Genomic DNA, 1419 nt, shown 5'->3' on the forward strand with positions numbered 1-1419 from the left:
GGTTGCGTCCAGCAGAGTGGTGTATGAATCGGATTCGAACCTGACCGGCGTGTCGTAGCCAAAGAAGGCGGCCATCGCGTGACTCTTCGAGAGACCGACCAAAGTCACTCGATGAAGGACCCCGCGATGACCACTGCCCACGATATCGACCTGCACCAGTTCCTGACCGACCGGCTCACCGACGCCAGCCCCGACCTGCTGCGCAGTCTGCTGTCCACGTTCATCGACGCGCTGATGGGCGCCGAAGCCGATAGCCTGTGCGGCGCCGGTTTCGGTGAACGTTCCGACGACCGCGTCAACAGCCGCAACGGCTATCGGCACCGGGATTTCGATACCCGTGCCGGCACTCTCGACGTGGCGATCCCGAAGCTGCGCTCCGGTTCGTATTTTCCGGACTGGTTGCTGCAGCGCCGCAAGCGTGCCGAGAAGGCCTTGACCTCGGTGGTGGCGACCTGCTACCTGCTCGGAGTCTCCACTCGGCGGATGGAGAAGCTCGTCGACTCGTTGGGCATCACCAGCCTGTCCAAGTCGCAGGTGTCGGTAATGGCGAAGGACCTCGACGCCCAGGTGGAGGCGTTCCGCAGCCGACCCTTGGACGCCGGGCCGTACACGTTCGTCGCCGCCGACGCCCTCGTGTTGAAGGTCCGCGAGAACGGGAGGGTGGTCAACGTGCACACCCTGGTCGCGGTCGGGGTCAACGCCGAGGGCTACCGAGAAATCCTGGGAATCGAGGTGACCTCCGCCGAGGACGGTGCCGGTTGGTTGGCGTTCTTCCGGTCGTTGGTCGCCCGCGGCCTGACCGGCGTGCGGTTGGTGACCTCCGACGCGCATGCCGGCCTCGTGTCGGCGATCGGCGCCACCCTGCCCGGGGCCAGCTGGCAACGCTGCCGAACGCACTATTCCACCAATCTGATGTCCCAGACACCGAAGAATTCCTGGCCTTGGGTGCGTGCGCTCCTGCACTCCGTCTACGACCAACCCGACGCCGATTCCGTTCACGCTCAATACGATCGAGTGATCGACGCCTTGTCGGAGAAGCTACCGAAGGTCGCCGACCACCTCGACGCGGCCCGTCCGGATCTGCTCGCATTCACGGCGTTTCCGAAGCAGATCTGGCGACAGATCTGGTCCAACAATCCCCAGGAACGGCTCAACAAAGAGATCCGGCGCAGAACCGATGTGGTCGGAATCTTCCCCGATCGCACCGCCCTCATCCGGCTCGTCGGCGCGGTACTCGCCGAGCAACACGACGAGTGGATCGAAGGCCGCCGCTACCTCGGCCTCGACGTGCTGGCACGATCCCGCAGCATCCAAGCAACACCCGAACCCGCCGAGGAGGTGGCGCCTGCGGCTCTGACTGCATAACCCTTACGAGGAGTCACGCGACGACCGTCGTACACCACGCCCTGGGACTTGACC

Annotated in this window: 1 protein-coding gene; it reads left to right on the forward strand. The window is 64.7% G+C overall.

The window, feature by feature from the left end; translation table 11 throughout:
• Positions 1-126: 126 nt before the first annotated feature.
• A complete protein-coding gene (locus tag ACH49N_RS38930; RefSeq protein WP_358278837.1) occupies positions 127-1365 on the forward strand; it encodes an IS256 family transposase in 1239 nt (412 codons plus the stop codon).
• Positions 1366-1419: the final 54 nt, after the last annotated feature.

Source organism: Rhodococcus sp. NPDC019647 (genome assembly GCF_044389235.1).
GTDB lineage: Bacteria > Actinomycetota > Actinomycetes > Mycobacteriales > Mycobacteriaceae > Rhodococcus_F > Rhodococcus_F oxybenzonivorans.